25 protein-coding genes are annotated in these 23,394 nt (G+C 63.1%); 8 read left to right on the top strand and 17 right to left on the bottom strand.

Going from position 1 to position 23,394, the window contains the following annotated elements; genetic code table 11:
• Positions 1–26: 26 nt before the first annotated feature.
• The 10 genes from ureC to urtA all read right to left on the bottom strand — a co-directional run bounded on the left by ureC (position 27) and on the right by urtA (position 9,465).
• The gene (gene ureC / locus ACP2YO_RS04995; protein ID WP_426439616.1) at positions 27–1,742 is read right to left on the bottom strand and encodes an urease subunit alpha; all 1,716 of its coding nucleotides are present in this window, start codon (positions 1,740–1,742) and stop codon (positions 27–29) included.
• Positions 1,739–2,278: an HD domain-containing protein gene (locus tag ACP2YO_RS04990; protein WP_426439614.1), complete on the bottom strand. Its 540-nt coding sequence runs from the start codon at positions 2,276–2,278 to the stop codon at positions 1,739–1,741. The genes ureC and ACP2YO_RS04990 overlap by 4 nt, the downstream gene beginning before the upstream one ends.
• Before the next feature lie 4 nt (positions 2,279–2,282).
• Positions 2,283–2,588 (bottom strand): urease subunit beta, encoded by a 306-nt coding sequence (locus ACP2YO_RS04985; RefSeq protein ID WP_426439612.1) that lies wholly within the window; start codon positions 2,586–2,588, stop codon positions 2,283–2,285.
• A 9-nt stretch (positions 2,589–2,597) separates the two neighbouring features.
• Positions 2,598–2,900: an urease subunit gamma gene (locus ACP2YO_RS04980; protein ID WP_426439610.1), complete on the bottom strand. Its 303-nt coding sequence runs from the start codon at positions 2,898–2,900 to the stop codon at positions 2,598–2,600.
• A gap of 29 nt (positions 2,901–2,929) precedes the next feature.
• Entirely contained in the window at positions 2,930–3,766 is an 837-nt protein-coding gene (locus ACP2YO_RS04975) for an urease accessory protein UreD (protein ID WP_426439608.1), read from the bottom strand.
• A gap of 53 nt (positions 3,767–3,819) precedes the next feature.
• Complete coding sequence (gene urtE, locus ACP2YO_RS04970; RefSeq protein WP_426439606.1) at positions 3,820–4,515, bottom strand: urea ABC transporter ATP-binding subunit UrtE; 696 nt, start codon at positions 4,513–4,515, stop codon at positions 3,820–3,822.
• A gap of 3 nt (positions 4,516–4,518) precedes the next feature.
• A complete protein-coding gene (gene urtD, locus ACP2YO_RS04965) occupies positions 4,519–5,280 on the bottom strand; it encodes an urea ABC transporter ATP-binding protein UrtD (RefSeq protein WP_426439604.1) in 762 nt (253 codons plus the stop codon).
• 4 nt (positions 5,281–5,284) lie between these two features.
• Complete coding sequence (gene urtC / locus ACP2YO_RS04960) at positions 5,285–6,454, bottom strand: urea ABC transporter permease subunit UrtC (RefSeq protein ID WP_426439602.1); 1,170 nt, start codon at positions 6,452–6,454, stop codon at positions 5,285–5,287.
• Entirely contained in the window at positions 6,451–8,031 is a 1,581-nt protein-coding gene (gene urtB / locus ACP2YO_RS04955; protein WP_426443068.1) for an urea ABC transporter permease subunit UrtB, read from the bottom strand. Before urtB ends, urtC begins: the two co-directional genes overlap by 4 nt.
• A gap of 138 nt (positions 8,032–8,169) precedes the next feature.
• Positions 8,170–9,465: an urea ABC transporter substrate-binding protein gene (urtA, locus tag ACP2YO_RS04950; RefSeq protein WP_426439600.1), complete on the bottom strand. Its 1,296-nt coding sequence runs from the start codon at positions 9,463–9,465 to the stop codon at positions 8,170–8,172.
• A gap of 576 nt (positions 9,466–10,041) precedes the next feature.
• Here urtA and ACP2YO_RS04945 point away from each other — a divergent pair.
• The 3 genes from ACP2YO_RS04945 (at position 10,042) to ACP2YO_RS04935 (ending at position 12,260) form a co-directional block, all read left to right on the top strand.
• Positions 10,042–11,463, top strand: coding sequence for a DEAD/DEAH box helicase (locus ACP2YO_RS04945; RefSeq protein ID WP_426439598.1), 1,422 nt, complete (start codon positions 10,042–10,044; stop codon positions 11,461–11,463).
• Between the two features lie 24 nt (positions 11,464–11,487).
• Complete coding sequence (infA, locus tag ACP2YO_RS04940; protein WP_426439596.1) at positions 11,488–11,778, top strand: translation initiation factor IF-1; 291 nt, start codon at positions 11,488–11,490, stop codon at positions 11,776–11,778.
• Positions 11,779–12,047: 269 nt separating this feature from the next.
• The gene (locus ACP2YO_RS04935) at positions 12,048–12,260 is read left to right on the top strand and encodes a cold-shock protein (protein ID WP_016842648.1); all 213 of its coding nucleotides are present in this window, start codon (positions 12,048–12,050) and stop codon (positions 12,258–12,260) included.
• A gap of 104 nt (positions 12,261–12,364) precedes the next feature.
• On the opposite strand, the gene ACP2YO_RS04930 is transcribed toward ACP2YO_RS04935, so the two are convergent.
• The 4 genes from ACP2YO_RS04930 to ACP2YO_RS04915 form a co-directional block, all read right to left on the bottom strand.
• Positions 12,365–13,003 carry a TadE/TadG family type IV pilus assembly protein gene (locus ACP2YO_RS04930; protein WP_426439593.1) on the bottom strand — a complete coding sequence of 213 codons (639 nt, stop codon included), beginning with the start codon at positions 13,001–13,003 and terminating at the stop codon, positions 12,365–12,367.
• Positions 13,003–13,566 (bottom strand): TadE/TadG family type IV pilus assembly protein, encoded by a 564-nt coding sequence (locus ACP2YO_RS04925; RefSeq protein WP_426439591.1) that lies wholly within the window; start codon positions 13,564–13,566, stop codon positions 13,003–13,005. The genes ACP2YO_RS04930 and ACP2YO_RS04925 overlap by 1 nt, the downstream gene beginning before the upstream one ends.
• 172 nt (positions 13,567–13,738) lie before the next feature.
• On the bottom strand, positions 13,739–14,248 hold the full coding sequence (locus ACP2YO_RS04920) for a pilus assembly protein N-terminal domain-containing protein (RefSeq protein WP_426439589.1): 510 nt from the start codon (positions 14,246–14,248) through the stop codon (positions 13,739–13,741).
• A gap of 123 nt (positions 14,249–14,371) precedes the next feature.
• The gene (locus ACP2YO_RS04915) at positions 14,372–15,172 is read right to left on the bottom strand and encodes a sterol desaturase family protein (RefSeq protein WP_426443067.1); all 801 of its coding nucleotides are present in this window, start codon (positions 15,170–15,172) and stop codon (positions 14,372–14,374) included.
• A 209-nt stretch (positions 15,173–15,381) separates the two neighbouring features.
• On the opposite strand from ACP2YO_RS04915, the gene ACP2YO_RS04910 reads away from it, so the two are divergent.
• The gene (locus tag ACP2YO_RS04910) at positions 15,382–16,458 is read left to right on the top strand and encodes a phosphatase PAP2 family protein (protein WP_426439587.1); all 1,077 of its coding nucleotides are present in this window, start codon (positions 15,382–15,384) and stop codon (positions 16,456–16,458) included.
• On the opposite strand, the gene ACP2YO_RS04905 is transcribed toward ACP2YO_RS04910, so the two are convergent.
• Genes ACP2YO_RS04905 through ACP2YO_RS04895 form a run of 3 tightly spaced genes read right to left on the bottom strand, consistent with a single transcriptional unit; the run spans position 16,455 to position 19,820 of the window.
• On the bottom strand, positions 16,455–17,504 hold the full coding sequence (locus ACP2YO_RS04905; protein WP_426439585.1) for an acyltransferase family protein: 1,050 nt from the start codon (positions 17,502–17,504) through the stop codon (positions 16,455–16,457). The genes ACP2YO_RS04910 and ACP2YO_RS04905 overlap by 4 nt on opposite strands.
• 21 nt (positions 17,505–17,525) lie before the next feature.
• Positions 17,526–18,968 carry a hypothetical protein gene (locus ACP2YO_RS04900; RefSeq protein ID WP_426439583.1) on the bottom strand — a complete coding sequence of 481 codons (1,443 nt, stop codon included), beginning with the start codon at positions 18,966–18,968 and terminating at the stop codon, positions 17,526–17,528.
• Positions 18,969–18,992: 24 nt separating this feature from the next.
• Positions 18,993–19,820 (bottom strand): sterol desaturase family protein, encoded by an 828-nt coding sequence (locus tag ACP2YO_RS04895; RefSeq protein WP_426439581.1) that lies wholly within the window; start codon positions 19,818–19,820, stop codon positions 18,993–18,995.
• A 295-nt stretch (positions 19,821–20,115) separates the two neighbouring features.
• Between ACP2YO_RS04895 and ACP2YO_RS04890 the strand changes: the two genes are divergently transcribed.
• The 4 genes from ACP2YO_RS04890 (at position 20,116) to ACP2YO_RS04875 (ending at position 23,385) form a co-directional block, all read left to right on the top strand.
• Positions 20,116–20,280, top strand: coding sequence for a Flp family type IVb pilin (locus tag ACP2YO_RS04890; RefSeq protein ID WP_044587508.1), 165 nt, complete (start codon positions 20,116–20,118; stop codon positions 20,278–20,280).
• Between the two features lie 171 nt (positions 20,281–20,451).
• Positions 20,452–20,976, top strand: a complete 525-nt coding sequence (locus tag ACP2YO_RS04885) for an A24 family peptidase (RefSeq protein WP_426439578.1) — start codon at positions 20,452–20,454, stop codon at positions 20,974–20,976.
• A 127-nt stretch (positions 20,977–21,103) separates the two neighbouring features.
• Positions 21,104–21,898 carry a Flp pilus assembly protein CpaB gene (gene cpaB, locus ACP2YO_RS04880; RefSeq protein WP_426439576.1) on the top strand — a complete coding sequence of 265 codons (795 nt, stop codon included), beginning with the start codon at positions 21,104–21,106 and terminating at the stop codon, positions 21,896–21,898.
• A 17-nt stretch (positions 21,899–21,915) separates the two neighbouring features.
• Positions 21,916–23,385 (top strand): type II and III secretion system protein family protein, encoded by a 1,470-nt coding sequence (locus tag ACP2YO_RS04875; protein WP_426443066.1) that lies wholly within the window; start codon positions 21,916–21,918, stop codon positions 23,383–23,385.
• Positions 23,386–23,394 lie beyond the last annotated feature (9 nt).

Genomic DNA, 23,394 nt, shown 5'->3' with positions numbered 1-23,394 from the left:
TCTTCTGGTTCAGACTGGGAGGGGTTTTAGAACATAAAATAGCGCTGTGCCATGGGCAGCACCTCGGCCGGCGCGCAGGTCAGGAGTTCGCCGTCTGCGCGCACTTCATAGGTCTCGGGGTCGACCTCGATCTTGGGGGTTGCATCGTTGTGGATCATGCTCTTCTTGGAGATCTTTCCGCGGGTGTTCTGCACCGCATAGAGCTTCTTTTCGATGCCGAGCTTGCGGGCGAGGCCGCCGGTGATCGCGGCCTTCGACGTGAACACCACCGAGGAGGCCGTCAGCGCCTTGCCGAAGGCTGCAAACATCGGCTGGTAGTGCACCGGCTGCGGCGTCGGGATCGAGGCGTTGGGATCGCCCATCGGAGCGGCCACGATCGAGCCGCCCTTGATGATGCAGTCCGGCTTGACGCCGAAGAATGCCGGCGACCACAGCACGAGGTCGGCGAGCTTGCCCTTCTCGACCGAACCGATCAGCTTCGAGACGCCATGCGCGATCGCGGGATTGATGGTGTATTTGGCGATGTAGCGCTTGACGCGGAAATTGTCGTTGTCGTTGCCCTTGTCCTGCGGCAACGACCCGCGCTGCTTCTTCATCTTGTCGGCGGTCTGCCAGGTGCGGATGATGACCTCGCCGAGCCGGCCCATCGCCTGCGAGTCCGACGACATCATCGAGAGCGCGCCGAGATCGTGCAGGATGTCTTCGGCCGCAATCGTCTCCTTCCGGATCCGGCTTTCGGCGAAGGCCAGGTCTTCGGCGATCGACGGATCGAGGTGGTGGCACACCATCAGCATGTCCAGATGCTCGTCGATGGTGTTGCGGGTGAACGGCCGCGTCGGGTTGGTCGAGGACGGCAGCACGTTCTTCAGGCCGGCGATCTTGATGATGTCAGGCGCATGGCCACCACCGGCGCCTTCGGTGTGGAAGGCATGGATGGTGCGGCCCTTGAACGCCTTGACCGTATCCTCGACGAATCCGGATTCGTTCAGCGTATCGGAGTGGATCATCACCTGGACGTCGTAGTCGTCGGCGACCGACAGGCAGGTGTCGATCGCCGCCGGCGTGGTGCCCCAATCCTCGTGCAGCTTCAGCGCGCAGGCGCCGGCCTTGATCATCTCGACCAACGCCGCCGGGCGCGACGCATTGCCTTTGCCGGAAATACCCAGATTAACCGGGAAGGCGTCGAACGACTGGATCATCCTCCCTATGTGCCACGGGCCGGGCGTACAGGTGGTCGCAAAGGTGCCGTGTGACGGGCCGGTGCCGCCACCCAGCATCGAGGTCACACCGGACATCAGCGCGTGCTCGATCTGCTGCGGGCAGATGAAATGGATGTGGCTGTCGAACCCGCCGGCCGTGAGGATCTTGCCTTCGCCGGCGATCACATCGGTGCCGGGGCCGATAATGATGGTGACGTTGGGCTGGATGTCGGGATTGCCGGCCTTGCCGATTGCAGCGATCATCCCTTGCTTGATCGCGACGTCGGCCTTGACGATGCCCCAGTGGTCGACGATCAGCGCGTTGGTGATGACGGTATCGGCGGCGCCTTGCGCGTTGGTCACCTGCGACTGCCCCATGCCGTCGCGGATCACCTTGCCGCCGCCGAACTTGACCTCCTCGCCATAGGTGGTGAGGTCCTTCTCGACCTCGATGATGAGGTCGGTGTCGGCAAGCCGCACCTTATCGCCGGTGGTGGGCCCGAACATGTCGGCATAGACGGAACGTTTGATCTTGGTGCTCACAGTGAACTCCTTGCAAGCTTGACGATGTCGTCGAATGTCCGGTCGAGAGTGGCATTGTCGCCGCGGCAGCCGGCGACGACTTTTTCGGCCCAGGTGACGTAGTCGATCAAGTCATCGCGCTCGGCGGCGCTCGGGTCGGGCAGGATGCGGGCGCGGATGTTGCTGATCTTGTCGGCGATCTTGATCAGCTTTGCGTCTGGCGATTTGTGCGAGGCATCCGCGATCTGCCTTTGTCGCCGCTCGGCCTTCGGCAGGCTCATGTCGTCGGTGCATTCGACCACCAGATCGGCTACCCGCGCGCTGAACCGCCCGGCGAGTTCATCGCGCGTGGTCTCGGTGTCCTCGATCGTGTCGTGCAACCAGCCCGCCGCCACCAGCTCGGCGTCAGCGCCATCAGTGACGGCCGCGAGCAGGTTCGCGACCTCGGCGAGATGATTGATGTAAGGCTCACCGCCCCGCCCCTTGCGCGCTATCCCGTTGTGACGGCGCGCGGCGAGTTCTGCGGCTTCGGAGATCAGGCGGATCGGGGGCAGCATCGGGTTACAGCTTCCCCTTCACCTCGCCGCGGAAGCCGTGGACGATGCGCTTTCCCGCCAGCGCGACGAGCTGGATATCGCGGGTCTGGCCGGGCTCGAAGCGGACGGCGGTGCCGGCGGCGATATCGAGGCGCATGCCGCGGGCGCGTCTGCGGTCGAATTTCAGGGCCGGGTTGGTTTCGAAGAAGTGGTAGTGCGAGCCGACCTGGATCGGGCGGTCACCGGTGTTGGCGACCGACAGCGTCACGGTCTTGCGGCCGGCGTTGAGTTCGATCTCGCCGTCCTTGATGAAGAGTTCGCCGGGAATCATGTTGCGCTCCTATCGGATCGGCTCGTGCACGGTGACGAGCTTGGTGCCGTCGGGGAATGTCGCCTCGACCTGGATATCGTGGATCATCTCGGGGATGCCGGACATCACCTGGTCGCGGGTCAACACCTTGGCGCCGGCCTGCATCAAATCCGCGACCGTGCGCCCGTCGCGCGCGCCCTCGACGATGAAATCCGAGATCAGCGCGACGGCTTCGGGATGGTTCAGCTTGACGCCGCGCTCGAGCCGGCGGCGCGCCACCATGGCCGCCATCGAAATCAGGAGCTTGTCCTTTTCGCGGGGAGACAAATTCATGCGAGCACTCTGATGGGATGGATTAGGGATTAGTTGAGCCACAACCTCGGCAGCGGGACGGCGGAGGCGCGGCCGAGCACCGTCATCATGTCGGCGCGCAGCCTCGCCGCATCTTGGGCACAGAAGCGCGCCATTGCAAATCCATTCCAGGCGGAGATACCGACCTCGCCGCGGAAGCCCTCCGACGCCTCGCGGATGCGCTCGACCAATGCCTCGTCGCCCGGCACGATCAGCGCGGTGCCAACAGCCGCGCCGCCATTGGCAATCGCAGGCTTTGCCAGCTTGTCGCCGATCTCGCCGTCGAGACGGATCGTCTCCGCAAACACCAGCCGGCCGCCGCGGCGCATCCGCCAGCGGTCGACGAATTCGCCATGGCGCATGGTTTCGCCCATTGCGGCGCGGCCAAATACCACGATTTCACAGAGCAGCAGCGAGGCGCCTTCGGCGAGATCGATGTCGAAGCGGCGGTGGACGCGGGCGCGATCGAACAGAATGGTCTCCTGCGGCAGCCAGGCAAGGTGCGCGCCGGCTTCCGCTTTCAGGGCAATGCCGAGCCGCGCAGCGGCGCCTGGCGCGCGATACACCTTCTCGGCGGCCGCAGTGGTCAGCGTCAGCCGGGCGCCCTCGCCGGCTGCGATCTCGATGTCGAAGCGGTCACCGCCGGCAATGCCGCCCGCCGTGTTGACGAACATCGCCGACAGGCCGTCGTCTTCCGGTGATGGAAAGCGGACGCGCAGCGAGCCTGACTCATGCAAATCGCCGCGGCGGGTGACACCGTCCTTGAAATGCACGCCGAACCTCACCGCGCCCTGGGCACGGTTCGCCGCGAATGTCGCTGAAGATGCGCCTGCGATCTCGCTCCGCATCCGCCCGAACACTCCCCCCTCTGCGCGCCCCGAGGAGCGGCGTCACGCTATTATTACAGCGCCATCTGGCGGCTGATCTCGGCGGGATCGAGGCTCGCGCGGTCGCAGGCATATTTCACCGCACCCCGGTCCATCACGGCAAAACTGTCGCCGAGTTCGCAGGCAAAGTCGAGATATTGTTCGACCAGCACGATCGCGATGTTGCCGAGGTTGCGCAAATAGGAGATGGCGCGGCCGATGTCCTTGATGATCGAGGGCTGGATGCCTTCGGTCGGCTCGTCGAGCAACAACAGCTTCGGCCGCATCACCAGCGCGCGGCCGATCGCGAGCTGCTGCTGCTGGCCGCCGGAGAGATCGCCGCCGCGGCGGCCGAGCATGGTCTGCAGCACCGGAAACAGCGAGAACACATCGTCGGGGATGTTGCGGTCCTCGCGCTTCAGCGGCCCGAAGCCGGTCTTGAGATTCTCCTCCACGGTAAGCAACGGAAAGATCTCGCGGCCTTGCGGCACGAAGCCGATGCCGTGCCGCGCCCGTTCATAGGGTTTTAGCGCAGTGATGTCCTTGCCGTCGAAATTGATCGCGCCCGAGGCGATCGGATACTGCCCGACCATGGCGCGCAGCAACGAGGTCTTGCCGACGCCGTTGCGCCCGAGCACGCAGGTCACCTTGCCGGGCTCGGCCGTGATCGAAACTCCGCGCAAGGCCTGCGCTGCGCCGTAAAACAGGTTGATGTTGTCGACCTTCAGCATCGCTCAGCGCCCCAGATACACTTCAACGACCCGCTCGTTCGACGACACCTGGTCGATGGTGCCTTCGGCCAGCACCGAGCCCTCATGCAGGCAGGTCACCTTGACACCGAGCTCGCGGACGAAGGTCATGTCGTGCTCGACCACCATGATGGTGTGGTTCTTGTTGATCTGCTTCAACAGCTCGGCGGTCAGGTGGGTCTCGACGTCGGTCATGCCCGCAACGGGCTCGTCGACCAGCAGCACCTTGGGATCCTGCGCCAGCAGCATGCCGATCTCGAGCCACTGCTTCTGGCCGTGCGACAGGCTGCCGGCGAGGCGGTTGCGCGCATCGGTCAGGCGGATGGTCTCGAGCACTTTGTCGATGCGCTCGGATTCGGCCTTGCTGCCGCGCCAGAACAGCGTGCCCTTGACGCTGTGGTCAACATTGAGCGCGAGCAGCAGATTATCCTGCACGGTCTGGCTCTCGAATACCGTCGGCTTCTGGAACTTGCGGCCGATGCCGAGTTCGGCGATGCGGGTCTCGTCCAGCCGCGTCAGGTCGACGGTGCCGTCGAACAGCACGCTGCCCCGGTCCGGCTTGGTCTTGCCGGTGATGATGTCCATCATCGTGGTCTTGCCGGCGCCGTTCGGACCGATGATCGCGCGCATCTCGCCGGGCGCCAGCGTCAGCGACAGATTGTTGATGGCGTGGAAGCCGTCGAACGAGACGTGCACGCCGTCGAGATAGAGCATCGCCGAGGTGGCACGGGTATCCATGACGTTCATGTGCCTACTCCGCCGGGTTCGGTTCGCCGATGCCGTCTTCGCGCGCGGCACTTTCCTTGTCGGCCTCGATTGCCGCGCTACGCTGCTTGTCGCGCCAGCCATTGTAGGTGCCGACGATGCCTTTCGGAAGCAGCAGCGTCACCAGGATGAACATCGCGCCCAGCATGAACAGCCAGTACGGCGCGAGCGGCCCCGAGGTGAAGTAGGTCTTGGCGTAGTTGACGACGACGGCGCCGAGGGCCGCACCGATCAGCGTGCCGCGGCCGCCGACCGCGACCCATATCACCGCCTCGATCGAGTTGCCGGGTGCGAATTCGCTGGGATTGATGATGCCGACCTGCGGCACATAGAGCGCGCCGGCGACGCCGGCCATGCAGGCCGACAGCGTGAACACGAACAGCTTGTAGGTTTCGACGCGATAGCCGAGGAAGCGGGTGCGGCTTTCGGCATCGCGCACCGCGATCAGCACCTTGCCGAGCTTCGAGCTCACGATGCCGCGGCAGATCACAAAGGCGATGAGCAGCGCCAGGCAGCTCAGCAGGAACAGCGCGCAGCGGGTGCCTTCGGCCTGCACGTTGAAGCCGAGGATGTCCTTGAAGTCGGTCAGGCCATTGTTGCCGCCGAAGCCGAAATCGTTGCGGAAGAACGCCAGCAGCAGCGCATAGGTCATCGCCTGGGTGATGATCGAGAGGTAGACACCGGTGACGCGGGAGCGGAACGCGAGCCAGCCGAAACAGAAGGCCAGCACGCCGGGCGCCACCAGAACCATCAGCGCCGCGAACCAGAACATGTCGAAGCCGTGCCAGTACCACGGCAGTTTCGGATAGTTCAGGAACACCATGAAGTCGGGCAGGATCAAGTTGCCGTAGACGCCGCGGCTGCCGATCTGGCGCATCAGGTACATGCCCATGGCGTAGCCGCCGAGCGCGAAGAAGGCGCCGTGGCCGAGCGAAAGAATGCCGCAATAGCCCCAGATCAGGTCGATCGAGAGCGCGAGAATGGCGTAGCAGACATACTTGCCCCACAGCGCCACCAGATAGGTCGGCACGTGGAACATCGAAGTCTGCGGCAATAGCAGGTTCGACAGCGGGATCAGCACGCCAAGCGCGGCGACGACCAGGATGAAGGTAGCAGCGGCGCGATCGAGCGAGCGGGTGAGGATGTGCGGGCTCATGCCTCCACCGCCCGCCCCTTGAGCGCGAACAGGCCGCGCGGCCGCTTCTGGATGAACAGGATGATCAGCACCAGGATCGCGATCTTGCCGAGCACCGCGCCCGCCACCGGTTCGAGGAACTTGTTGGCGATGCCGAGCGTGAAGGCGCCGACCAGCGTGCCCCAGAGATTGCCGACGCCGCCGAACACCACGACCATGAAACTGTCGATGATGTAGCTCTGACCGAGATTCGGGCTGACGTTATCGATCTGCGACAGTGCCACGCCGGCAATGCCCGCGATGCCGGAGCCGAGGCCGAAGGTCAGCGCGTCGACCCGCGAGGTGGCAATGCCCATCGACGCCGCCATGCGCCGGTTCTGCGTCACCGCACGCATCTCCAGCCCGAGCGCGGTAAAGCGCAGCATCGCGAGCAGGATCGCGAACACCGCGAGCGTGAAGCAGAAGATCCAGAGCCGGTTGTAGGTGATGGTGATCTGGCCGACCGCGAACGCGCCGCTCATCCAGGAGGGGTTGCCGACCTCCTGGTTGGTGGGACCAAAAATCGTGCGCACAGCCTGCTGCAGCACCAGCGACAGGCCCCAGGTCGCGAGCAGGGTTTCCAGCGGTCGGCCATAGAGGAAGCGGATGATACTGCGCTCAATCAGCACGCCGATGCCGCCGGCGACCAGGAAGGCGAGCGGGACGGCGATCAGGAGCGAATAGTCGAACAGGCCGGGATAGCTGGTGCGGATCACCTCCTGCACGGCGAAGGTGGTGTAGGCGCCGATCATCACCATCTCGCCATGGGCCATGTTGATGACGCCCATCACGCCGAAGGTGATGGCGAGCCCGATCGCGGCAAGCAGCAGCACCGATCCGAGCGACAGGCCGTACCAGGCGTTCTGCACCATCGACCACATCGCCAGCCTGCTCTGGATCGCAGCGACCGCGCTTGCTGCAGCCTTGGCGACCAGCGGTGGCTGGCCAGCGTCGAGACCGGTAAGCAGCGCCAGCGCTTCCTGGTCGCCACGCGCCTTGACCACGGAGATGGCATCGAGCTTTTCGCTGTCTGTTGCGTCCGACTTGAACAGGATGATGGCGGCGCGCCCTTCGGCAAGCGCCTGCTTGATGGACTTATCGGTCTCCTTGGCGAGCGCGCTGTCGACCGTCGGCAGCATGCTGTCCTCGTGACTCTTGAACACCGATTGCGCGGCTGACAGCCGCTTCGCCGGATCCGGCGACATCAATGTCAGGCCGCCGACCGCTGCGTCCACGGTGCGGCGCAGCCGGTTGTTGAGACGGACGGCAGCGGCATTGTCCGGTAGCTTGTCGACGGCAGCGCTGGTGGTGGCGTCGATGATCTTGCCGTCGGCCTGGGTGATGAAGACTTTCTTGGTGTCGGGATCGGCTGACAGGCGGCCATCCTGCAGCGCGCTGATGATCGTGGATGCAAGCGGATTGCCCGATGACGCGATCTCGCCGATCGCCGCCTCGGTGTCGGAGAAGTCGTCAGTGGTGAATTTGGCGACCGAATCCTCAAACGGCCCGGCCAGTGCCGGCAAGACGAAGCAGGTCAGCAGCAGGATGGAAAGAAACAGTGCGCGAAAGCGATCAAGGCAATGAACAACCACAGGAGTACCCCGGCAGGAGTGTGAGGAGAAGGCGGCGAGTGATGCCGCCTTCTCCGATGTCTTGGAAGGTTGTGTTGTGTCGTTGATCAGATCAGGAGTCCCGGATCAGGAACCCGAACCGAGGCACTTGTTGGTCTTGGTGTTGTAGTTGCCGCACTTCTTGCCGACCCAATCGCCGACCAGATCCTTGGAGTCGGGCAATTCCTTCGACCATGCGTCGCCGGCGACTTCCGCCGGAGTCTTCCACACCACGTCGAACTGGCCATTGGCTTTGATTTCGCCAATGTAGACCGGCTTGGTGATGTGATGGTTCGGAAGCACCTTGGCGGTACCGCCCGTGAGGTTCGCCGTCTCGATGCCGGGAAGCGCGTCGATCACCTTGTCTGCATCAGTCGACTTCACCTTTTCGACCGCCTTCACCCACAGATTGAAGCCGATATAGGTGGCTTCCATCGGATCGTTGGTGGTGCGCTTCGGGTTCTTGGTATAGGCCTGCCATTCCTTGATGAACTTCTCGTTCGCCGGAGTCTTGATCGATTCGAAATAGTTCCAGGCGGCGAGATGGCCGACCAGCGGCTTGGCGTCGATGCCGGCGAGTTCTTCTTCGCCGACCGAGAACGCGACCACCGGAATGTCGGTTGCCTTGATGCCCTGGTTGCCCAGTTCCTTGTAGAACGGAACGTTGGCGTCGCCGTTGATGGTGGAGACCACCGCGGTCTTCTTGCCGGCCGAGCCAAATTTCTTGATGTCGGCCACGATCGTCTGCCAATCGGAGTGACCGAACGGCGTGTAGTTGATCATGATGTCTTCCTGAGCGACGCCCTTCGACTTCAGGTACGCCTCCAGGATCTTGTTGGTGGTGCGCGGATAGACGTAGTCGGTGCCGGCCAGCACCCAGCGCTTCACCTTCTCGTCCTTCATCAGATAGTCGACGGCCGGGATCGCCTGCTGGTTCGGCGCCGCACCGGTATAGAACACGTTGCGCTCGGACTCTTCGCCCTCATACTGCACGGGGTAGAACAGGATGTTGTTCAGCTCCTTGAAAACCGGGAGCACGGATTTGCGCGACACCGAGGTCCAGCAGCCGAACACGACCGCGACCTTGTCCTTGGTGATCAACTCGCGGGCCTTTTCAGCGAACAGCGGCCAGTTCGAGGCCGGGTCGACGACGACGGCTTCGAGCTTCTTGCCCATTACGCCGCCCTTCTTGTTCTGCTCATCGATCATGAACAGGACGGTGTCCTTCAGCGTGCTCTCGCTGATGGCCATGGTGCCGGAAAGCGAATGGAGAATACCCACCTTAATGGTGTCATCGGCCGCTTGCGCGGACGAGAACGACGAGGACGCAGCCAAGCCCAAAACCAGGCCGGCGGTCGCCGCGAGCGCGCGGCGACGGGTCATCGTCGATATATCGTGACTAATTTTTGTAAGCATGAAATGTCATCTCCCTGACGCAGGCGTGGAACGCTTGCGAAACGGCCACCGGGCCGCCTGCGGTTAAGGGAATCGCAAGAACTGTGCCACCCCCTTCACGCTAGTTAAATAATTGAACTGGTTCGGTATTTCCGCGAGTTCCGTGGGAATACGGGCCTCGATGGCTTAATTATTAGGCTGAAAAAATGTATGCCGAAGGAGCAGTCTGATTATTACATGAGCAAAATTGGCGCTTTGGCTAAATTTCCGGCATGGATTGGTGGCCGCGTGCACCCACGGTTTGGCCTGGCGAACGCGCATCAATCGGCGTTCTCGTGGCCGTAACACCTTGAAAGCGCCGTGTTCCTGGTCCATATGGTTGCGGTGCCCGCGTGAATCGCGGCGCGCCCACGCGAGCTGCGTGTTCAAGTCGTCTCAGCGGCTTCTGGCTCGCCTTTGCATCCAACCAAGCCTGATGCCCCAGACACGCGGGTGTCCTGACGCCCTCGTGCGATCCTGGCGATATCCGCCGGGACGACGACTGTTTATGGAAAGAACGACCTTTTGACCTCCTTTCAGGACTTCGGCCTCGCCGATCCCATCGCCCGTGCGCTGCGAGAAGAAAACTATCTCACGCCCACCCCCATCCAGGCCCAGACCATCCCGATCGCCCTCACCGGCCGCGATGTCGTCGGCATCGCCCAGACCGGCACCGGCAAGACGGCATCCTTTGCGCTGCCGATCCTGCACCGCATTCTGGAAAACCGTATCCGGCTGCAGCCCAAGAGCTGCCGCGTGCTGGTGCTGTCGCCCACCCGCGAATTGTCAGGCCAGATCCTCGACAGTTTCAACACCTATGGCCGCCACATCCGCCTCTCCTCGGCACTCGCGATCGGCGGCGTGCGGATGGGCCGCCAGGTCCGTTCGGTGATGCAGGGCGTCGAGGTGATGGTGGCCACTCCCGGCCGCCTGCTCGACCTCGTGCAAAGCAACGGGCTGAAGCTCAACCAGGTCGAGTTCCTGGTGCTCGATGAAGCCGACCGCATGCTGGACATGGGTTTCATCAACGACATCCGCAAAATCGTCGCCAAACTGCCGATCAAGCGGCAGACGCTGTTCTTCTCGGCGACCATGCCCAAGGATATCGCCGAGCTTGCCGAGGCGATGCTGCGCGATCCGGCCCGCGTCGCGGTGACCCCGGTCGCCTCGACCGTCGAACGCATCGACCAGCGCATCATCCAGGTCGATTTCGCAGCCAAGTCGGCGATTCTCGCCCAGCTCCTGAAGCAGGAACCGGTCAATCGTGCCTTGGTCTTCACCCGCACCAAGCATGGCGCGGACAAGGTCGTGAAGAGCCTGGAGCGAGCCGGCATCAGCGCCAATGCGATCCACGGCAACAAGTCGCAGAACCACCGCGAGCGTACGCTGGCGGCGTTCCGTACCGGCGAGATCCGCACGCTGGTGGCGACCGACATCGCCGCCCGTGGTATCGACGTCGACGGCATCAGCCATGTGGTCAATTACGACCTGCCCAACGTACCGGAAACCTATGTCCACCGGATCGGCCGCACCGCGCGCGCCGGTGCCGACGGGGTCGCGATCTCGCTGGTCGCTGGCGCCGAGGAGATGGGCTATCTGCGCGATATCGAGCGGCTGATCCGCATCACGCTGCCGCGGGAAGACCGGCGTACGCCGGGTGGCAACCGGGACGCCGCCGCGCCGGCGCAGGCACCCCGTCAGCAGCGGGGCGGCCGTCCCGCGCCGCGAGCCCACAATGTCCGTGGGAATGAGGCCGCGCCAGGTGCAAAAGGGCCTCGCCGCCACCGCCGTGGAGGTGGTAACAATGCCGCGCCGCAGACGAACCGGGGCGAGTCGCCGCGTTCGTCGCAGGCCGGCAGCAGCGAGGGCATCCAGGGCGTCGCCTTCTTGCATCGCGAAAGCCGGCAGAAACCGCAACCCAAACGCAACAACCAACCGCAGCACTAGCCGTCGCTCGATCTGGAGAAACATATGGCTAAGGAAGAGCTGATCCAGTTCGAAGGACTGGTGACCGAAATCCTCCCCGACGCTCGCTACCGGGTGCAACTCGATGCCGGACACGAGATCGTCGCCTACACCGCCGGCAAGATGAAGAAGAACCGCATCAAGACGTTGGCCGGCGACCGTGTCACGATCGAAATGTCGCCCTACGATCTCGAAAAGGGCCGCCTGATCTTCCGCCACAAGGACGAGCGGGCGAGTTCACCGGGCGGTCCGCCGCGGGGTACACCGCCGCGCGGCGGCCAGTTCCGCCGTCGGTAGGCGAGACTTTGCAACTGTTGCGTGCATGACATGCCTATGTCGTGCGCAAGAATTGGCCGGCGGGCACGCCGGCCAAAAAATCGCGCACGTCAGGATTGTTTTGAATCGTTCAATCGCATAATATATCGGCCATCGATTTTCGGCCGGACGAAATTAGCTATCCACCGGTACAGCCGGTTCAGACGCTGACGACCCTTCCAAAAATTCGATCTCACCACCCCGCCGACCAGCGGGTCTTGAACTTGTATATCTGAGAAGGGACTACCCCCGTGAGCATGGGAACCGTGAAGTGGTTTAACGCGACCAAGGGCTACGGCTTCATCCAGCCGGATGAAGGCGGCAACGACGTGTTCGTGCACATCAGTGCTGTCGAGCGCGCCGGTCTTGGCACTCTGCGTGAAGGCCAGAAGATCTCTTACGAGATCGTGGCTGACCGCCGTTCCGGCAAATCCTCGGCCGATAATCTCCGCGCCGCTGGATAAGCCGATTTCCCGCGAGCGCGAAGCTCCTGGAAATTGCCGTCAAGACATCAAAGGCCGCACTTCGGGTGCGGCCTTTTTTTGCGAGTGCGGCGCTTTTGTCGGGCCTACGACGACGGACAGGACGGCATGGGAGATCCCGTGGCGGGCGTCGGATAGATCACGCAATTCGCTTGCCGCGGGCGCGTATAGGCGACATCGCTGAGCGTGATACCGGCTTTCGCCATCACCCAGCCGACCGTCGGGACGTATTTGTACTTGACCTCGCTGAGGATCAGAGACGTCTGCGAAATCAACAACGCCGGCGGAACGATGCTGGTGACGTTGTCACCCGGACTGCGGGACGAGGGCGTCAGTGTCGCCTGGGTGGCGCCGCTGGCAATGGTTCCAGCCTTGGTCCACTGGATTTTCGCGGTCAGCGTGGAATCGACGTAGATCTCCGACAGCGTGGCTTTGGTCGGGCTCGGATCATACGGCGTCATGATCCCGACCGAGGCACTGAAAAAGTTGATGATGTCACTGTCCGCGACCGAGATCGACTGCGAGGTCAGATCGGACAGCGTGCGCGCCATCAGCGTCACCTTGCGGTCGACAGCGACGCCGGACGAGAACTCGATGGTGCCGAGGAACATCACCAGCATCACCGGCAATATAAGGGCGAATTCGACGGCCGCGAGCGCGCGCCTGTCTCGCGCGAACCGCTGCAGACGAAGCCGTGTCAGCGATCTCTGCCACATGTTCCGCATCAGAAGGGCTCATTCTTGAAGGCCGCGCTCGCGGTCAGGAGACGTTTCTTGTTGTTCAGGTTGGCGGCGTTGAAGCCAAGCGAGGTGACGAACAGCGGCCACTGATAGAACAGGCGGACCACGACGATGCTGCCGGAGCCGCCGGTATTGTACTGCATGGTCGGGAGGAAGTTTCCGCCCGAATCGATCGGCTGGGTAAGGGTGACCGACCCGAACTGGGACGCGGTGTAGCTGCGCACGTCGATATAGATGCCATTGGTGCAATCGAACATGGCGCTGATCTGGCTGCAGACATAGGTCTTGAACTGCGCCTGGGTGCATGGCGTCGAACAACCTGTCACCAGGCCGTTCTGTGCCTGACCGGTCATGATCGCGCGCGCGGAATCCTGCGTCACGGTCTCCAGCACCTGGCCGGCAAAGAACATCATCGCCGTCTCGATGATCGCAAACACCAGCCCGAAAAACAGCGGCGCGATCAGCGCGAACTCGACCGCGGTCGAGCCGCGGGAATTGCGGCGGAAACGACGGAGGAGATTTCCGGAAGAACAGGCGGGCAACGGCATCAATGACCCCGGATGAACATGGCCGGCAACCCCTACCGGAAACTCATTGTTGAAGTGTTTCGCCGGATCGGAACAGAATGCCCCGTTCCGTTAAGCCAATCTTAACCGTGTCGAGGTGACGGCCTGCGATCGGCCGCGGCCCCGGCGCGCGATACGCCGGAGCAGGAATGCTTCAATTGGTCGGCTTGGCGGCAGCGGCCGAACCGGAGGCCTGACTGTTCAGCGAGCCGGCCTGGTCCATGGTTGCCTTGAAGTAGGTCTCGCCGTCGCCGAGGGTGATGCGGCGCTGGCAGACCGGCATGCAGCTGTAGGTCTCGCGGTCGACACCGCGATAGACGGTGACGAGCTGATCGCTCGGCGGCCCTTCCACCTGGATCTGACGGTCCACCAGCACCTGGCCGGTGCGGTCGAGCGCGATGAAGTTGGTGGCGCCGTAGCCCTTGCCGGTCACGACGACGACGCCGCCATTCTGCAAGGTGACGTCGGCGATCAGGGGGTTGCCGACGACGATTGTCGAGATGCCCAAGGGCAGCTTGACGAGCTTGGCCTGATCGACGTTGACCGCGATCCGGTCGGGATCCGGCGCGGCCGTCGAGACCGCAGGCCACAGCAGCATGGCTGCGGCCAGAGAGACGAATCCAAAACGCGCGACGGCGCGAATACGCTGAGACTGAAACGACATACTCTACCCCGGGACGTTGACAAGCCGGCAAAAGCGATACGCGGCGGACCGGCGCCCGACGGAGTGAATCTGACGGCAATTCATTTAAGAAGAGCAAAAATCGAACCTTGAATTGCGCGGATGTCACGACTTCCGGAACGGATAAGCCAATTGCCCCGCGATCTCGCTCGGGAAGGCCTTGTCGTCGATGCCGTAATCATCCGGCAGCCGGTCCATCGGCATCCGGAAGGTGCCGAACAGGATATCCCAGACCGGAAAAGTGCCGGCGAAATTGGTGTTGCCACCCTCATCGAGCGAGGTGTGATGCCAGCGGTGAAAGACCGGCGTCGCCAGCACGTATCTGAAAGGGCCCAGATCCCAGTTCAGATTGGCGTGCACGAAAGCCGACAGGAACAGATTGAACGGACCGACCCAGAGCATCACGCTCGGTGAAATGCCGGCCGTCAGCATCAGGACGTCGACGCCAACCGTGCCGAGCAGGAGATTCGCCGGATGGAAGCGCGCCGCTGAAATCCAGTCGACATCCCGAGAGGAATGATGGACCGCGTGATAGCGCCAGAAGCGGCTGCGATGAAACATGCGGTGCAGCCAATACATCACGAAGTCGGAGATCACCAGCAATAGCACGGCCTGCAGCCAAATCGGCTGCGTCGACAGCGGCCCGTGGCCATTGTCATAGAAGGCGACCAGTTCGGCAGAGTCGCTGATGCCGAACACGAGGCCGGCGATAACAACCAAAAGCCCGATGCGAAACACGCGCCCAAACAACGGCACCAGGAACCAGTAACAAAGGTCGGTGACGATCTCGCGCTTGCGCCACCAGGGTCGGCCGGGATTGCAGGCCCAGACATGCGCCAGCACCGTGAAAAGCAGCGCCAGCGCGATGGTGACGGGCACCATCTGGAGCAAGGTCTGGCCGAGCATCTCGGCGATCTGAACTGGCAGGCTCACACTCGTCACCCCGTCGGCTGGACGAGGCGATCGCAACAAGCCGGAAATGTGCCCCGTCCAGGTCTGTGATCGTACACCAGGCGTCCGGCGGCGTCGCCATCTGAGCGCGCGTTCCACGATTAGAGCAATCTTAAGATTCTCCCAGCAGCTTCTGCGACAGCCGAAAATGCGGGGGGCATGACGTGTCGTCGATATCCGGGATCGAGAAACCCACCGCCGATTCCGGCGTTCGCGCCCTGACCATCGATCCGGTCCGGATTCGAGACGCCCTGGGACGCTGGCTCATGTTCAGCGACCATGGTGCTGTCGCGCAGCGGCACATGGCGATCGTCTGGTCCTGCGTCCTCTGTTACGCCCTTGTCGACGTGATCTGGCTGCAAAGCTCAAGACTTTCGTTTGCACCCTCGAACTGGACGATCCTTCTGAAATGCGCCGCTTGCAGCGCGTTCGCCGGTACCTTCATTGCGATTGCATCCAGTCGCCTTGCCGAAGACCGAGGGCTTCCGGCGGCTCTGTTGCGACAGGTTCTGCTTCGGACTGAATTGCTGTGGCGCACCTTCCTGCCGATCGGCTGCCTGATGGCCACGGGGATCACCCTGACCTATTTGATTACGGCCGCGAACTTGCCCTTGCGGGACAATGTGCTGGCGGATGTCGATCACCTGCTCGGCTTCGACTGGTTGAGCTTTCTGCAGGCGACGAACTTCAGCCCGCTCGTCGTGAAGCTGCTGGCCAAGGCCTACAACGCCATAGGTCCGGTCGCCGACCTGGTCGTGATGTCGCTCGTTCTGCGGCGTCGCGGCGACAGAATCGCGGAATTCATGGCCGTTCTGAGCCTGAGCACGGTCGCGGTGTGCATCGGCATGACGCTGGTTCCGGCCGCCGGCGCCTTCGCCTATTTCCATCCCGCTCCACAGCTGTTCGCCAACTTCTCGGCATTGGGCGAGATGTGGACCTTTCTGCGCACCTTCCTCATGCTGCGCGATGGGACGCTCTCCGTCATCGACCTCTCGGCACCTGACGGCATCGTCAGCTTTCCCTCGTTTCACACCATGCTGGGCCTGATCACGATCTACGCCGCGCGCGATACGCGCTGGCTCATGATCCCCGTGCTCGTCGTGAATGGAACGATGATCCTGGCAACGATGCCCGTTGGAGGCCATCACCTCGCCGATGTCCTTGCTGGCGCCGGCCTGACCCTTGGCGCAATCCTCCTGGTCCGTCGAAAGAGCGTTCGAGCGAAGCGGGTTACCAGTTAGGTCGCGGTTGCGGCACCCCGCCTGCGGTCGACGCTTGCAGCCAGCATATGACCCAGCCGATTGAAGCGACGCTCGATCACAGGTTCAATCAGGAAATAGCTCAACGCCAGCGAGATGCCCGCGACCAGCGCTGCTAGCAGCACAAGATCGACCTGCAGCCACGCCCCGATCGCTGAGAGCACCGCAAAATGAACCAGATAGATCGCGTAGGAGCAACGTCCGAACAGGCCGATCATGGAATTCTTGACGTTGCCCGCGAGCACGACATAGGACATCGCAAACAACAATGCGACCTGCGCGCCCCATGACGACGTCAGGCACGCTCCAACCAGGAAAAGCGCGCCGATCCGGGGCCAATTGCCGCGCTCGATCACGTCGTACATCAGGAGGCCGAGGCCGAAGCAGATCCCCTGGCGCAGTAGCCAGCAATAGTAGAAACCGGACGCGAGATAGGCCTGGTCCGGCGGCAACGATGCGGCAAGTCGCGGGACCAGATACAGGTCCGCCAGCGCGCTGGCCGCCACGCTTGTCAGCGCAATCAGGGCGTAGCAGATGACCGGACCGCTCGGCTGCCTGAACAGCCGGATGATGAACGGAAACAGCAGGTAGAACTGCATCTCGACCCCGATGCTCCAGCCTCCGGGAACCACCGAATTGAACGCCGTGAGACTGGAGAGATGGAGGAAGGAGATGGTCAGGACCACATCGCTGACGCTGACGCCGTCGGGCGCCCAGGATCTGCTCCCTTCACCGTTCGAGATCGCGAGATAGAACACGATCGCGATCCAGAACAGTGGAACGATCCGAAACACGCGGCGCAGATAGAATGAACCCGCGGCAGAGAGGTCGGTCCTGTTGCCATACGTCAGCATCATCGTATAGCCGCTGACGATGAAGAAGAGCTGCACGCCGAATTGGCCATAGTCGAGCGCGACCTTGACTAACCCCGGAATGATGCTCGTCGCAGAACCTGCGCTATGCGACAGAACGACCAGCAGGATGGCAATTCCGCGCAACAGATCCAGCGATTGATTGCGCCCCGTCATGGCCGCATGACTCCCAACGGTTCAATCGGCGACGCGCACATGCACCACCGCGTTTTCATCCGCATAGACACGCTGCCAGCCGGCTGTGCGGTCGAGCAGCTGGACCGCAGGTGTCGACGGCTGCAGCATCACCGCGTCGATGTCGTAGCTCTGGAGCAGACCGATGAGGCCGTCGACATCCCTGAGCTGGAGCGCGCGATAATAGGCGACGTCGAATGTCTCGCCGTAGAGTTCGGCGCGCCCGTCGACGAATACCGGCACCTGGCGCCAGATCAGATAGCCGCCGAACGGAAGGTCGTTGAGCACCCGCTTGACGTTGTGGGCCTTCAGCACGTCGACTGCAGCCGTGGGCGACTGGACGGCCGGAGGCGTGATTCGCGCGCTCATGGCAACGGCCCAGGTCGAGGCGCATAGCGCCGCGAGCAGCGCCGCCGCCGGCACGACCCTCAGCCGAACAATGCCTGCCGCCTGCAGGCCGAACTGGGCCGCCACCGGCGTGAGCACGACCAGCGGCAGCAGCAGGGCGAAAATCTCGACGTTCCGGACGTGGGACAGCGCCATGTGCAACAGGCCGAGCACCAGGGCAATCCGTGGCGGCGGCAGCCGCACGCCGCTGAAGAGCGCGGCACCGATCAAGGCGAGTACGGCGAGCTGGACCGCGCGGAGGCGGCCGAAATCCACCGGCATCCATTCCCCGATCAGGCGCAGCAGCTCACCGAGACCAAGGATCTTCAGCGAGGCAAGGATCGAGCCCCAGCCATACGGCGTCACGCAGCAGGCCGCGAGCGCGCCGATCCCGAAGGCCATCCAGCGCAGCGCCAGTGACGGTCTTTTTGCGGGCTCGGCATTCCACATCGCGTCGAGTACGAACGCGCCGACCAGCACGAGGCCGAACAGAAATCCGCCGTGCAGATTGGCCCAGAGCGCCATCAGCGGCAGCAGCCAGAATGACGGCGGCTCGCGGCGCTCGCTGGCGGCCATCAGGCCGTTGGTCCAGGCGATCATCACCGGCAGCACCAGCACATGCGGACGGGCCAGCAGATGGCCGGTCGACAGCACCAGCGACGCCAGCGCGACGACGCTCGCATAGGACGCCGGCATCTTGCGGCCGAGAATGGCGGTGAGCTGCCCGCACGCCATGGCGATGCAGATCGCGGCCAGCGCCGCAGGCCCGGTCCAACCGGCCAGATCGTAGGCTTTCGCGTAAACGACCTGCGCAAGCCAGGACGACGACATCCATGGCTCGCCCGCTTTGGTGAACGAGTAGATGTCGACCGACGGCACAGCGCCGTGATCGAGGATCCAGCGGCCCACGGCGATCTGCCAATAGGTATCGGAATCGGCGAGCAGCTGGCTGCCGGTGACCAGCAGCAGCGCATAGACGCCGCACCCCATCCACAGCCAGGCCGGCACCTCGAAGACGGAGGCTCTCTCCCGTGGGATGGTTGCGGTCTCCGAGCTCATGGCGGCACAGTCCGGTCGGTCACATCATTGACGGAACGGATAGGCCAGTTGTCCGGCGATCTCGGTCGGGATCGCCTTGTCGTCGGCACCGTAGTTTTCCGGCAGCACGTTGTCGGGCATCCGGAACGTTCCGAACAGGATATCCCAGATCGGGAACGTGCCCGCAAAGTTGGTGTCGCCGCCCTCCTCGAGGCTGGTGTGATGCCAGCGATGGAACACCGGCGTCGCGATCACGTATTTGAGGGGGCCGAGCGTCCATTTCAGATTGGCGTGGACGAAGGCCGAGTGGAATGTGGTGAAGGGGCCGACCCACAGCATGATGTTCGGCGAGATGCCGGCCATCAGCAGGATCACGTCCACCGAGATGGTGCCGATCAGCAGGTTGACGGGGTGGAAGCGCGCCGCGGAAATCCATTCGAGATCTTCCGAGGAATGATGGATGGCGTGGTACTTCCACCACGCGCCGCCGTGAAACATCCGGTGCAGCCAATACAGCATGAAGTCGGAGACGACCAGGAAGATGATCGCCTGCAGCGCGAGCGGAAGCTGCGACAGCGGGCCATGTCCATTGTCGTAGAACGCGATCAGCTCGTCGGCGCTATGAACGTTGAAGATCGCAGCCGCGCCGACCACCAGCAGTCCGATCCGGAGCACGCGGGCGAACACCGGCACGAAGAACCAGTAGCAGATGTCGGTGAGGAGTTCGCGCTTCTGCCACCAGGCCTTGCCGGGGTTGCAGGCCCAGAAGTGGGCCAGCACCGTGAAGACGAGCGCGAGCCCGATCGTGACCGGCACCACTTTTATCATCGTTTGACCAACCATCTCGATGACTTCGAGGGGCAGCGTGGACATGATCGCCTCATTCAATCGTAAGCTAGATTGCAGGCTTCATGCCTATCGGCTCCCGCTTAAGGAGCTGTGAATCCTGACCGATCGGAAATCCGCTCAAGGCAATAATCGGCAATTTTCGCACCCGGCTTAATGCCAAATTTACTGTGCGCAACAACTGCGGGTTCCCCCCGACTTTGCGTGATCAAATTAACTGCGCCGCAATCGTCGAACCTTACGGTGCCGCATGGTCACGGTGCTGAGAACGCCGTCCAGACCAGATGTAGTTCGACCAGCCACGTGTACACAGGAGTCATTTATGAAGAATCTCGTTTCGCGTTTCGTGAAGGACGAATCCGGCGCGACCGCCATCGAGTACGGTCTGATTGCGACCGGCATCGCGATTGCGATCATTGCTGCCGTTAACGGCGTCGGCAAGGCGCTCTCCACCACCTTCACCTCGATCTCGACCTCGCTCAAGTAAGCGGGTTTCTGCAACTCGCCTCAAAGGTCCCGGTGTCCCCGGGACCTTTGCTATTTGTCAGGAGCGGTCGGCCGCCGCCCTTGAAATTGCGTGGGATCCTTTCCCGATTGTTCACCATTGGCCGCTAGCGTCGGATTTCGACCTCAGCTCCAGCTTGACGGCGTTTCATCCATGATCCTCGACATCGCGCGCTTGATGCTGTTTCCGGCCCTGATGGCATTCGCCGCGGCGAGCGATCTCCTCACCATGACGATTCCGAACCGGGTCTCGCTGGCGCTGCTGGCGGGCTTCGTCGTGATGGCGCCGCTGACCGGCATGGGTCTCCACGACCTCCTCAACCACGCCGGCGCCGGCGCCCTGGTGCTGGTCGTGGCGTTCAGCATGTTCGCCATGGGGTGGGTCGGGGGCGGAGACGCCAAGGTCGCAGCCTCCATCGGCCTCTGGTTCGGATTCGACCATCTGCTCGACTACCTGGTCCTTGCATCGCTGTTCGGCGGCGGACTGACCGTGCTGCTGCTGCAGCTCAGGGAGTGGCCCCTGCCCTACGCCCTCGCGTCCCAGCCCTGGCTCACTCGTCTGCACGACAAGCAGACCGGAATCCCCTACGGCATCGCGCTCGCCCTCGGCGCGTTGATGATCTATCCGGACACCGACTGGATCAAGACGATCGATCTCGCGCACTTCGCGATGCGCTGAGCGCCCGCGGGTAACCCCCCGTTAAGGCGATTTAGATACGCCTCATTAACCATGCTTTGACGAATAGCTGGTCAACTCCCATCACGGCGGCGGCAGCGTCGCGGCGTCATGTGGAAAGTGAAGCGTAATGAATACGGCCCGCATTCTGGTCCTGGCTATCGCAGGCTGCGCCGGCCTCGCGGCCCTCTATCTGGCGAGCGGAAGCGACAACACGCCCGCGCCCGCCGCGCCGGTCGCGCAACTGCCGACGGTCGACATCCTGGTCGCACGGTCCGACATCGGTCTCGGCCAGACCGTGAAACCCGACGATCTGCAGTGGCAGACCTGGCCCGCCGCGACGGCCAGCAGCAGCTTCATGCGCAAGGACGCCAACGCCGACGCCATCAAGGACATCACCGGCTCGATCGCGCGCGCTCCGTTCATCCAGGGCGAGCCGATCCGCGAGCAGAAGCTCGTCAAGGCCGACGGAAGCGGCTTCATGGCTGCAATCCTGCCGACCGGCATGCGCGCGGTATCGACCGAAATTTCGCCCGAGACCGGTGCCGGCGGCTTTATCCTGCCGAACGACCGGGTCGACGTCCTGTTGTCCAAGCGGGACAAGAATCCCGACCGCAGCGGCGCCGATATCGTCAATTCCGAGGTCATCCTGACCAATGTCCGCGTGCTCGCGATCGATCAGGCCCCGAAAGAGAAGGACGGCACCAACGCGCTGGTCGGCAAGACCGTGACGCTGGAGCTGAAGCCCGAACAGACCGAGACATTGGCGCGCGCGCGCCAGAGCGGCACGCTGTCGCTCGCGCTGCGCAGCATTGCCGACGTCAACCAGGTCGAAGTCAAGACCGACGACAACCACAATAGGCGCGGTGATACGGTCAACGTCATCCGCTACGGCGTCGCCAGCCAGTCGACGATGCAGAAGTGACGATGAGGGCACACGAGATGAAGTGCAGGGTAACGCAATGGACGATGCGGGCATTCACGGTCCGCACCCTGTCATTTGCGGCGGTCGCGGCGCTCACGCTCAACCCGGCCTTGACCCCGGTGATAGCGAGCGACTACCGCGCCGCCGCGCCTGCGGCGTCCGACAGCGGCCAGATGAACGCGCGATTCCTGTCGCTTGGCATCGGCAAGTCCGTGGTGATCGACCTGCCGCGGGACATCAAGGACGTGCTGGTCGCCGATCCCAAGATCGCCAATGCCGTGGTCCGCTCGGCGCAGCGCGCCTACATCATCGGCGCCACCGTCGGCCAGACCAATATCGTTTTCTTCGACGCCGCGGGCCAGCAGATCGCCGCCTATGACATCGCGGTCAAGCGCGACCTCAACGGCGTCCGCGCCGCGCTGAAGCAGGCGCTGCCCAACGCAGACATCCAGGTCGAGGGCGTCGGCGACGGCGTCGTGCTGACCGGAAGCGCGGCAACCCCGATCGAGGCGCAGCAGGCCGCCGACATCGTTGCGCGGCTCGCCAGCACCGCCGACAAGGTCGTGAACTCCATCGCGGTTCGCGGCCGCGACCAGGTGATGCTGAAGGTCACGGTCGCCGAAGTCTCGCGCAGCCTGATCAAGCAGCTCGGCATCGACCTCACCGCCAACCTCAACTACGGCACGGCCGTGGTGAAGTTCGCCAACGCCAACCCGTTTACGGCCAACAATGCTCCGCTGGTGCCGACCAATGCTCTCACCACCTCGTTCGGCGCCACGCCATCGGTGTCGGCAACGCTGCGTGCCATGGAAAGCGCTGGTGTCATACGGACGCTCGCCGAGCCCAACCTGACCGCGATTTCCGGCGAATCTGCCACCTTCATCTCGGGCGGCGAGTTTCCAATTCCGACCGGTGTAACCTGCCAGACCACGACATCGGGTGCGATCGGACAGTGCGTTCAAACGGTCAGCTTCAAGAAGTTCGGTATCTCGCTCAACTTCACGCCGGTGGTGCTGACCGAGGGACGGATCAGCCTGCGGGTGATGACGGAAGTGTCTGAAGTGTCGAGCGAGAACGCGCTGACCGGCGGCCAGAACGGATCGACGATTCCCTCGATCAAGACCCGTCGCGCCGAGACCACGCTGGAAATCCCGTCGGGCGGCTCGATGGCGATGGCCGGCCTGATCCAGGACCAGACCAAGCAGGCCATCAACGGTCTGCCGGGACTGGCGGAGCTGCCCGTGCTCGGAACGCTGTTTCGCAGCCGAGACTTCGTCAACAACCAGACCGAGATGATGGTGCTGGTGACGCCTTACATCGTCCGCGCCGTAGCCCAGAAGGATCTCTCGCGTCCGGATGATGGTTTCGCCAACGCCTCCGATCCGCAGGCCGACCTGTTGGGCAGCCTCAATCGCATCTACGGCGTACCTGGTCGCACCGAGCCGGCGCGAAATTACCACGGCACCTACGGCTTTATTACCGACTGAGGCGGGACG

Source organism: Bradyrhizobium genosp. P, from assembly GCF_049949265.1.
GTDB lineage: Bacteria > Pseudomonadota > Alphaproteobacteria > Rhizobiales > Xanthobacteraceae > Bradyrhizobium.
The sequence above is the reverse complement of the archived record's forward strand: the minus strand, read 5'-3'. Positions and strand labels throughout refer to the sequence as shown.

Coding starts and splice junctions, on each gene's coding strand:
- ACP2YO_RS04985 (WP_426439612.1), bottom strand. CDS start 2,588: ATGATTCCCGGCGAACTCTTCATCAAGGACGGCGAGATCGAACTCAAC.
- ACP2YO_RS04975 (WP_426439608.1), bottom strand. CDS start 3,766: ATGCGGAGCGAGATCGCAGGCGCATCTTCAGCGACATTCGCGGCGAAC.
- urtD (WP_426439604.1), bottom strand. CDS start 5,280: ATGAACGTCATGGATACCCGTGCCACCTCGGCGATGCTCTATCTCGAC.
- urtE (WP_426439606.1), bottom strand. CDS start 4,515: ATGCTGAAGGTCGACAACATCAACCTGTTTTACGGCGCAGCGCAGGCC.
- ACP2YO_RS04885 (WP_426439578.1), top strand. CDS start 20,452: ATGATCCTCGACATCGCGCGCTTGATGCTGTTTCCGGCCCTGATGGCA.
- ACP2YO_RS04875 (WP_426443066.1), top strand. CDS start 21,916: ATGAAGTGCAGGGTAACGCAATGGACGATGCGGGCATTCACGGTCCGC.
- cpaB (WP_426439576.1), top strand. CDS start 21,104: ATGAATACGGCCCGCATTCTGGTCCTGGCTATCGCAGGCTGCGCCGGC.
- infA (WP_426439596.1), top strand. CDS start 11,488: ATGGCTAAGGAAGAGCTGATCCAGTTCGAAGGACTGGTGACCGAAATC.
- ACP2YO_RS04915 (WP_426443067.1), bottom strand. CDS start 15,172: ATGCTCGGCCAGACCTTGCTCCAGATGGTGCCCGTCACCATCGCGCTG.
- ACP2YO_RS04890 (WP_044587508.1), top strand. CDS start 20,116: ATGAAGAATCTCGTTTCGCGTTTCGTGAAGGACGAATCCGGCGCGACC.
- ACP2YO_RS04905 (WP_426439585.1), bottom strand. CDS start 17,504: ATGACGGGGCGCAATCAATCGCTGGATCTGTTGCGCGGAATTGCCATC.
- ACP2YO_RS04990 (WP_426439614.1), bottom strand. CDS start 2,278: ATGCTGCCCCCGATCCGCCTGATCTCCGAAGCCGCAGAACTCGCCGCG.
- urtA (WP_426439600.1), bottom strand. CDS start 9,465: ATGACCCGTCGCCGCGCGCTCGCGGCGACCGCCGGCCTGGTTTTGGGC.
- ACP2YO_RS04900 (WP_426439583.1), bottom strand. CDS start 18,968: ATGAGCTCGGAGACCGCAACCATCCCACGGGAGAGAGCCTCCGTCTTC.
- urtC (WP_426439602.1), bottom strand. CDS start 6,454: ATGAGCCCGCACATCCTCACCCGCTCGCTCGATCGCGCCGCTGCTACC.
- ACP2YO_RS04980 (WP_426439610.1), bottom strand. CDS start 2,900: ATGAATTTGTCTCCCCGCGAAAAGGACAAGCTCCTGATTTCGATGGCG.
- ACP2YO_RS04930 (WP_426439593.1), bottom strand. CDS start 13,003: ATGCGGAACATGTGGCAGAGATCGCTGACACGGCTTCGTCTGCAGCGG.
- ACP2YO_RS04895 (WP_426439581.1), bottom strand. CDS start 19,820: ATGTCCACGCTGCCCCTCGAAGTCATCGAGATGGTTGGTCAAACGATG.
- ACP2YO_RS04925 (WP_426439591.1), bottom strand. CDS start 13,566: ATGCCGTTGCCCGCCTGTTCTTCCGGAAATCTCCTCCGTCGTTTCCGC.
- ACP2YO_RS04920 (WP_426439589.1), bottom strand. CDS start 14,248: ATGTCGTTTCAGTCTCAGCGTATTCGCGCCGTCGCGCGTTTTGGATTC.